Origin of the sequence: Sporichthya sp., from assembly GCF_013815995.1 — a bacterium.
Classification (GTDB): domain Bacteria; phylum Actinomycetota; class Actinomycetes; order Sporichthyales; family Sporichthyaceae; genus Sporichthya.
On record NZ_JACDFE010000199.1, the window covers coordinates 1 to 8,295 of the forward strand.

Below are 8,295 nucleotides of genomic sequence, written 5' to 3' on the forward strand. Positions count from 1 at the left end.
GGCGGGGCCCTTCTGCTTTGCCGGTAGGAAGACTGACTGTGCGTCAGGCTTTGGCCAGCGTGCCCAGGTAGAGCTCGATCACCTTGGGGTCCTTGATCAGGGCCTTGCCGGCGCCGGTGTAGGCGTTGCGGCCCTGGTCGAGCACGTAACCGCGGTGGCAGATCTGCAGGCAGCGTCGCGCATTCTGTTCCACCATCACCACCGTGACGCCGGTGCGGTTGATCTGCTTGGTCCGGATGAACACCTCGTCCTGCAGCGCCGGCGACAGCCCCGCGGAGGGCTCGTCGAGCAGCAGCACGGACGGCTCCAGCATCAGGGCCCGGCCCATGGCGACCATCTGCCGTTCGCCGCCGGACAGCGAGCCGGCCCGCTGGTCCTTGCGCGTGCCCAGGGTGGGAAACAGGTCGCAGACGTAGGCGAAGCGCTCCTTGAACTGCTTGGGCTTCTGGAACACCCCCATCTGCAGGTTCTCCTCGATGGTCAGGCTGCCGAAGACGTTGTTCGACTGCGGCACGTAACCCACGCCGCGGGAGACCAGCTTGTTGGCCTTGAAGCCGGTGATGTCCTCCCCGCGCAGGGTGACGGTGCCCGAGCGGACCGGGACCAGGCCGAACAGAGCCTTGAGCAGGGTCGACTTGCCGGCGCCGTTGGGGCCGATGATCGCGACCAGTTCGCCGGGCGCGGCGTAGAGGTCGCAGCCGTTGAGGATGTCGACGCCAGGCACGTACCCGGCGACCAGGGTGGACGCACGCAGCAGCGCCTCCCCCTCCGGCGCGGGCGGCGCGGACGTGGGCGGCGGCGGGGGAACGGGGGTCGGTTCGGTCACGGGGTGGCTCCACCCTCCACGCTCTGGTCGGCGCTCGCCTGCTCGATCTCCGCTTGCAGTTCGTTCTCGGCCTTGGCGAGGCGCTCCTCTTCCTCTTCGATCGAGAGCGGGGCGTCGTGGTGGGCGCCGAGGTAGGCGTCGATGACCCGGTCGTCGGCCATCACCGCCGCCGGCGGGCCTTCCGCGATCACCGAGCCCTGCGCCATCACGACCACCCAGTCCGCGATGTGCCGGACCACGTCCATGTCGTGCTCGACGAAGACGACCGTCATGCCGTCGTCGCGCAAGCTCTGCACGTGCCCGAGCAGGGACTGGGTCAGGGCCGGGTTCACGCCGGCCATCGGCTCGTCGAGCATGACCAGCTGCGGCGAACTCATCAGGGCGCGCGCCATCTCCAGCAGCTTGCGCTGCCCGCCGGACAGGGTGCCGGCGAACTCCCCGGCCTTGTCGTCGAGCTTGAACCGCTCCAGCAGCTCCATCGCGCGCGCGGTGATGGCCGCTTCCTGCCGCTTCCACAGCGGCGGCAGGACGGCGGCCCACAACGCCTCGCCGCGCTGCCCGGTGGCGCCCAGGCGCATGTTGTCCAGCACCGAGAGCTTCGACAGCGCCTTGGTCAGCTGGAAGGTGCGCACCATGCCGCGGCGGGAGACACGGTGCGGCGGCAGGCCGCTGATCACGCGGCCCTCGAAGGTCCAGGCTCCGGCGTCGGGCTTGTCGAAGCCGGTGAGCAGGTTGAAGAACGTGGTCTTGCCCGCGCCGTTCGGACCGATCAGAGCGGTGATCGAGTGCCGCTGCACCTCGAGGTGGGTCACGTCCACGGCGGTCAGACCGCCAAAGCGGCGCACCACCGCATCGGCCATCAGGATCGGGTCGGGCTTGGGTGACCCGGGCTCCGGGGCGGCGCCGGACAGGGCGTCGAGGGCGACCGCGTGGTGGTCGGACTTGATCTGGGGTGGCTCGATCGGCTCGGGCGTGAACACCTCAGCAGACGGGCCAAAAGACGGGCCGGCAGACGGGGGCGCAGCGGGCAGCGGCGCGGCGATCGGGTCGGGGTCCCCGCGCAGGAAGTCCCACTCCGGGCCGGAGGGCGCGTCGCCGGACATGTCATCGGGCATCGAGGGCGAGCTCCTTCTTGTCGCCGAAGATGCCCTGCGGGCGGAACGCGAGCATCAGCACCAGGCCAAGGCCCACCAGCATGAAGCGCACCTGGCCGACCTGCGTGCCGGTCATGATCGAGTCGGAGATGTGCCCGTTGGCGATCGCCTGGCGCAGCACGTTGTCGGTGAGCGACAGCAGCGACCAGAACAGGATCGCTCCCACCACGGGCCCGAACACGCGGGCGGCGCCGCCGAGGATCAGGGCCGTGTACAAGAAGAACGTGGTCTCGGATCCGAACGAGTCCGCCGTGACCGAGCCCTGACCGAGGGCGACGACGAAGCCGCCCGTGGCCCCGATCACGCCGCCCAGCACCAACGCCTGCATCTTGTAGGCGTAGACGTTCTTGCCCAGGCTGCGGACCGCGTCCTCGTCCTCCCGGATCGCCTTCAGCACCCGACCCCAGGGGCTGTTCATCAGGACCCACACCAGCACGCAGAACAGAGCCACGAGTGACCAGCCGACCGTCATCACCCAGGTGTCCCGGGAGCTGAATTCGACCCCACCGACGCCATACTGGCGGTCATCGGGATAGGGGTTGGCCTCGAAGAAGGCGCCGGAGTACTGCTGCAGGCCGTCGGTTCCGCCGAAGGTGTCCTTCAAGGACACCGAGCGCAGCATCAACCGGATGATCTCCGCCGCGGCAATGGTGACGATCGCCAGGTAGTCGGCGCGCAGCCGCAGCGTGGGGATGCCGAGCAGGATCGCCAGAACCACCGAGCCGCCGAGCCCGATCAGGATGCCGACCCAGAACGGCAGCCCCCACGTGCTCACGGAGGTCGCGAGTCCGTAGGCGCCCATCGCCACGAAGGCGGACTGCCCGAAGTTGAGCAGGCCCGCGTAACCGAAATGAATGTTCAGTCCGATCGCGGCAAGCGCGAAGTACACGCCGTCGATGCCGAGCCCCGACTCGATGGCGTTGGTGAAGATCGCGCCCCAGTCCATCAGCCGATCCTCTCCGCGCGGCCGAGGATGCCCTGCGGACGTACCAGCAGGATGACGATGAGCACGCCGAGCGCGCCGACGTTCTTCAGCTCAGGCGATACCCATAGCGTCGAGAGCTGAATGAACAACCCGATCACCAGGCTGCCGAGCAGGGCGCCGGCGGCGGACCCGAGGCCACCGAGGGTTACCGCGGCGAAGAGCAGAAGCAGGATGTTGAAGCCCATCGCGAAGTTGACCTGTTGCGCGAGCCCGAGCAGCACTCCGGCCAGACCGGCGAGCGCCGCGCCGACCGCCCAGACCAGGCGGATGACTCGATCGACGTCGATGCCGGAGGCTGCGGCGAGGGAAGGGTTGTCCGCCACGGCACGGGTCGCCTTGCCCAGGCGCGTCATGTTGAGGGCGAGAAGCACAAGGACGAGGGCGGCTGCCGCGATGCCCATGCTCCAGTAGTCCTTGGGAGCGAGCGCGAAGGGCAGCCCGGCCGGCTTCACCGCGGTCTGGCTGTTGTAGTCGGTGAAGGCTTCGTTCCCGCCACCGAAGAGGTACTGATAGATGTAGCGGACCAGCAGGGCCAGGCCGATCGAGATGATCATCATCGCGAGCAGACCGGTCTTACGCTTGCGCAGCACGCCCCAGAACAGGGCGTCCTGGGCCCCACCGGCGGCGCCACAAACGGCTACGGCGAGCGCGCCCGCTGCGATCAACTGCAGTCCGTGTTCGACGTTGAACCAGTACGCGATCATGGCGCCGAGGGTCACCAGCTCGCCGTGCGAGAAGTTGACCAGGCCGGTCGTGCCGTAGATCAGCGAGAGCCCGACCGCCGCCAGCGCGATGATCAGGCCGAACCGCAGGCCCTCCGCGGTGAGCTGCACCCATTCGATGGTGTCCTGCTTGGCCACGGCCCGGCCCTCGCCGAGCGGGAACAGCTGAGGCGTCTCTGCGCCGCCGAGGATCTCGCGGGTGACACTCGCGTTGTCCGCGTTGCGCAGCGCGACGCCCTCGGGCAGCGTCTCGGCGTCGAGGGTGACGGTGTACTTGCCGGGCCCGGGCAGCGGGATGGCCCAGACCCCTTCGGCGTCGCTGCGGGTCTCACCGATCTGCGTGCCGCCGGCGTCGGTGGCGAAGATCCGTACGTCGGCAACCGCGGTGTCGCCGTTGCGCAACTTGCCGTGCAGGTCCTCGCCCTCGGCGGCGGCGGGGGAGGCTAGGAACGGGATCGCGAGCAACGCGAGCACCAGCGCCGCCAGCGCGCCGGCCAGCCTGCGTGCCACCGTCCCGCCTCCGGGGTCGTGTCGAGAAACCTGTCGCCGAACTTGTCGAAGTCGATCATGCCCGCCCCGGCGGGACACCGGGCCGGAATGGTCACAGCGCGCGGTAGGTTCGCCGGGTGGGAGACCAGGCGGCACCGAAAGCCGGCGGACGTTTGTTGCTGCTGGATGGCCATTCCCTCGCATACCGAGCGTTCTACGCGCTCCCGGTGGAGAATTTCTCCACCACCACAGGTGCCCCCACCAACGCGGTCTACGGCTTCACCTCGATGCTCATCAACACCCTGCGCGATGAACAACCGACCCACCTGGCGGTCTGCTTCGACATCTCCCGCGCGACGTTCCGCAGCGAGATGTTCCCGGAGTACAAGGCCAACCGCAGTGCGAGCCCGGACGAGTTCCGGCCGCAGGTCAGCCTCATCCGTGAGGTGCTGGATGCGCTGATGATCAAGGTCGTCACCGCCGAGGGCTACGAGGCGGACGACGTAATCGCCACCCTTGCGGTTCAGGCCGAGGCCCAGGGCTTCGAGGTGCTGATCCTCACCGGTGACCGCGATGCCTTCCAGTTGGTCTCGCCGCAGGTCACCGTGCTGTACCCCAAACGCGGGGTCTCCGAACTCTCCCGGATGGATCCGGCGGCGGTGGAGGAGCGGTACGGCCTCACCCCGGCGCAGTACCCGGACTTCGCGGCCCTGCGCGGCGACCCCAGCGACAATCTGCCCTCGATCCCCAGCGTGGGCGAGAAGACCGCAGCGAAGTGGATCCGCGAGTTCGGCTCGCTCACCGACCTGATCACCCGCGTCGACGAGGTGAAGGGCAAGGCCGGGGAAGCGCTGCGCGCCCACCTGTCCGCGGTGATCACCAACAGCAACCTCACCGCGCTGGTCCGGGACGTGCCGCTGGAGGTCGGCCCGGACGATCTCGCGCTGCAGAACTGGGATCGCGACGAGGTGCACCGGGTCTTCGACACCCTCCAGTTCCGGGTCCTGCGGGAGCGGCTGTGGGCGACCCTGGACTCCGCCGAGCCGGAGGCCGAGGCCGGCTTCGAGGTCGCCGGCGAGGTGCTGGAGGCGGGCGAGCTCGCCGAGTGGCTGTCCGAGCACGCCTCCGGCTCAGGGGGCTCGGGCAACCGGACCGGCGTGGACGTGACCGGCACCTGGGGCCGGGGGACCGGCACGCTGACCGGGATCGCGCTCGCCAGCGCGGACGGCAGTGCCTGCTGCCTCGACCCGGCCACGATCACCCCGGAGGACGATGCCGCCCTCGCGACCTGGCTGGCCGACAGCACCCGGCCCAAGGCCCTGCACGAGGCGAAGGGGCCGATCCTGGCCTTCGCCGCGCACGGCTGGACGCTGGCCGGCATCACCTCCGACACGGCGCTCTCGGCCTACCTGGCCCTGCCCGGCCAGCGCTCCTTCGAACTCTCCGATCTCGCGCTGCGCTTCCTGCACCGCGAGCTGCGCAACGACACCGCCGACGACGGCCAGCTCTCCTTCGACGGCGGCGATGAGCAGGCAGCCGCCGACGCCGCGATGGTCCGCGCCCGCGCGGTCATCGACCTGGCCACGCACCTCGACGGCGAGCTCGCCGCCCGCGGCGGAACGATGCTGCTCGCCGAGGTCGAGCTGCCGCTGGTCGGCGTGCTGGCCGAGATGGAGTCGATAGGCATCGGCGCGGACAGTGAATATTTGGCGTACCTGTCCGCTGACTTCGGCGGCCAGGTGAAGTCGGCCGAGCAGGCTGCGTTCGCCGCGATCGGCCACGAGGTCAACCTCGGCTCGCCCAAGCAGTTGCAGGTGGTGTTGTTCGAGGAACTGGCGCTGCCGAAGACCAAGCGGATCAAGACCGGCTTCACCACCGACGCGGACGCCCTCGCCGAGCTGTTCGCGAAGACCGAGCACCCGTTCCTGGAGCACCTGCTCCGGCACCGCGACGTGACCCGGCTCAAGTCGACCGTCGACGGCCTGATCCCGATGCTCGACGAGCACAACCGCATCCACACGACGTTCAACCAGATGATCGCGGCGACCGGACGGCTGTCCTCGACCGACCCGAACCTGCAGAACATCCCGATCCGCACCGAGGAGGGCCGGCGCATCCGCACGGCCTTCGTGGTCGGCCCCGGCTACGAGGCCCTGATGACCGCGGACTACAGCCAGATCGAGATGCGGATCATGGCGCACCTGTCCGAGGACGTGGGCCTGCAGGAGGCCTTCGCCTCCGGGGAGGACCTGCACACCACGGTCGCGTCCCGGGTCTTCGCCGTCGAGCCCGGCGGGGTCACCCCGGAGATGCGGGCCAAGATCAAGGCGATGTCCTACGGCCTGGCCTACGGGCTGTCCCCGTTCGGGTTGTCCAAGCAACTCAACATCGGCGTGGACGAGGCCAAGGAGTTGATGGACGAGTACTTCGAGCGCTTCGGTGGCGTCCGCGACTACCTGCGCGAGATCGTCGACCAGGCCCGGATGGAGGGCTACACCTCGACCATCCTCGGCCGCCGTCGCTACCTGCCCGACCTGACCAGCGACAACCGCCAGCGCCGCGAGATGGCCGAGCGGATGGCCCTCAACGCCCCGATCCAGGGCAGCGCCGCCGACATCATCAAGGTCGCCATGCTCGGCGTCGCCGACGCGTTGCGCCAGTCCGGGATGCGCTCACGGATGCTGCTGCAGGTCCACGACGAACTCGTCCTGGAGATCGCCCCCGGCGAGCGCGAGGCGCTGGAAGCGCTGGTCCGGGATCAGATGGGCGCGGCCTACCCGCTGTCCGTGGCTCTGGACGTATCGCTGGGAACCGGGCGCACCTGGCACGAAGCCGGACACTGACCCGCATATCTGACGCAGGGTCAAGGAGAGGCGCGCACCGGCCGATATCCGCGTGATGGGCCGGCACAGTGCACCTAAGACATCCGCACGGGGGAGAGCAGATCCCGCGCGGCAGCCTGCCGCTGCTCGGGTCCGCCTGGCAGCGGCCGAGAAGGCGCCGGTCCAGAAGGCGCCGGTTCAGCAGGCTCCGGTTCAGAGGGCTCCGGTTCAGCAGGCTCCGGTTCAGAGGGCGCCGGTTCAGAAAGCCAAGCCGGCCGGGTCGAACTGGGCGCCGTTCCGCGACGCCGGCAACGGCACCGCGATGGTGGCCGTCGCGACGGCTGTGTCCTCCGCCATCCTCGGCACGATCAGCGTGGTGCCCGGGGCCGGCCCGGGTGAGGGCGACTCGGTGTTCATGGCCTCCACCGGCACCAACGTGCTGCACGGCATCGCCGCCGGCGAGCCGTTGCCCTTCGTCGTCCCGCCGCACCCCTACGAGCCCGAGGCACCGCGCCAGGTGGTCGGCCCCGAGCCGCTGCAGTTCCCGAACCTGGATTCGCTCGGCGCGGACCTGGCGGACCCGCTGCTGACCACCCCGGGCTCGAAGGCCGTCCCGCCGCGTGTGCTCGCGGCCTACCAGGGCGCGGCGCGGATCATGCGCCAGGAGCGGCCGTCCTGCCACATGAGCTGGCCGCTGATCGCCGGTATCGGACGCATCGAGTCGGGGCACGCGAGCAACGGCAACGTGGACGCCAAGGGCACCACGCTGCGCCCGATTCTCGGACCGGCGCTGACCGGCGAGGGCAACTTCGCCCTGATCCGCGACACGGACGAGGGCAAGCTCGACACCGACACCGTCTACGACCGCGCGGTCGGCCCGATGCAGTTCCTGCCCGGCACCTGGGCGGGCCTGGGCCGCGACGGCAACGGCGACGGCAAGGCCGACCCGAACAACATCGCCGACGCCGCTCTGGCCACCGCCGGCTACCTGTGCCTCGGCGGCGGCAACATGCTCGACCGCGAGGAACTGCTGGCGGCGGTGTTCCGCTACAACCGGTCCTGGCAGTACGTCTCGCACGTGCTGGCCTGGGCCGGCGTCTACGCGGGGACGGTCCAGCCCACCGTCCCGGTCAAGCCCGGCAAGGGCAAGCCGAGCACCGGCCCCATCACCGGCCCGACCACCGGCCCGATTGCGAGCCCGACCCCGGTCCCCACCACCCCGGTGGTCACGCCCACCCCCACCCCCACCCCCACCCCCACCCCGTCCCCGGTCCCGACCCCCGACCCGACCCCGACG

At 69.9% G+C, this 8,295-nt stretch carries 6 protein-coding genes; 2 read left to right on the forward strand and 4 right to left on the reverse strand.

Translation table 11 applies throughout. The annotated features are described in order from the left end of the window. Window positions 1–43: 43 nt before the first annotated feature. Genes H0X00_RS18590 through H0X00_RS18605 form a run of 4 tightly spaced genes read right to left on the reverse strand, consistent with a single transcriptional unit; the run spans window position 44 to window position 4,197 of the window. On the reverse strand, window positions 44–826 hold the full coding sequence (locus tag H0X00_RS18590) for an ABC transporter ATP-binding protein (RefSeq protein ID WP_293773826.1): 783 nt from the start codon (window positions 824–826) through the stop codon (window positions 44–46). Continuing rightward, window positions 823–1,941, reverse strand: coding sequence for an ABC transporter ATP-binding protein (locus H0X00_RS18595; RefSeq protein ID WP_293773827.1), 1,119 nt, complete (start codon window positions 1,939–1,941; stop codon window positions 823–825). Before H0X00_RS18595 ends, H0X00_RS18590 begins: the two co-directional genes overlap by 4 nt. Continuing rightward, a complete protein-coding gene (locus H0X00_RS18600) occupies window positions 1,931–2,926 on the reverse strand; it encodes a branched-chain amino acid ABC transporter permease (RefSeq protein WP_293773829.1) in 996 nt (331 codons plus the stop codon). Before H0X00_RS18600 ends, H0X00_RS18595 begins: the two co-directional genes overlap by 11 nt. Beyond that, a complete protein-coding gene (locus H0X00_RS18605; protein ID WP_293773830.1) occupies window positions 2,926–4,197 on the reverse strand; it encodes a branched-chain amino acid ABC transporter permease in 1,272 nt (423 codons plus the stop codon). Before H0X00_RS18605 ends, H0X00_RS18600 begins: the two co-directional genes overlap by 1 nt. A 152-nt stretch (window positions 4,198–4,349) precedes the next feature. On the opposite strand from H0X00_RS18605, the gene polA reads away from it, so the two are divergent. Both polA and H0X00_RS18615 read left to right on the forward strand, forming a co-directional pair. After that, window positions 4,350–7,019, forward strand: a complete 2,670-nt coding sequence (gene polA / locus H0X00_RS18610; protein ID WP_367186694.1) for a DNA polymerase I — start codon at window positions 4,350–4,352, stop codon at window positions 7,017–7,019. 301 nt (window positions 7,020–7,320) lie between these two features. Next, on the forward strand, window positions 7,321–8,295 hold a 975-nt coding region (locus tag H0X00_RS18615), incomplete at its 3' end, for a lytic transglycosylase domain-containing protein (protein WP_293773833.1).